This is a genomic window from Paenibacillus sp. VT-400 (genome assembly GCF_001029205.1).
GTDB classification, from domain to species: Bacteria; Bacillota; Bacilli; order Paenibacillales; family Paenibacillaceae; genus Paenibacillus; species Paenibacillus amylolyticus.
In genome coordinates this window covers 1-382 of record NZ_LELF01000049.1, presented here as the reverse complement: position 1 = coordinate 382, position 382 = coordinate 1, and the positions used below count along the sequence as shown (strand labels likewise).

At 48.2% G+C, this 382-nt stretch carries 1 protein-coding gene; it reads left to right on the top strand.

What is annotated here, in order from left to right:
• Positions 1–382: GTP-binding protein (locus EL84_RS06375; protein ID WP_047841134.1), on the top strand; the 382-nt coding region annotated here is incomplete at both ends.

Below are 382 nucleotides of genomic sequence, written 5' to 3'. Positions count from 1 at the left end.
TTCAGTGAAGATACGTATCGTACACTGACGGCTGCCGATAGCGCGGTAATGTTGATTGACGTGGCGAAAGCTGTCGAGGCACAAACGATCAAGTTGTTCCAGGTATGTGCGAAGCGTGGCATTCCAATCTTTACGTTCATCAACAAACTCGACCGTGCGGGTAAAAGCCCATTTGACCTGATGGAAGAGCTTGAAAATGTACTGGGTATTCGTTCGGGTCCGATGAACTGGCCTATTGGTACAGGTCGCGAGCTGTGTGGTGTCTATGACCGGATGAAAAATCAGGTGGAATTGTTCCAAGGGGAAGATCACTCGACGATTAAAGAACAAAAGGTAGATGGCCACAAAGATCCGATTATCCGTGAGATGGCAGGAGAATACC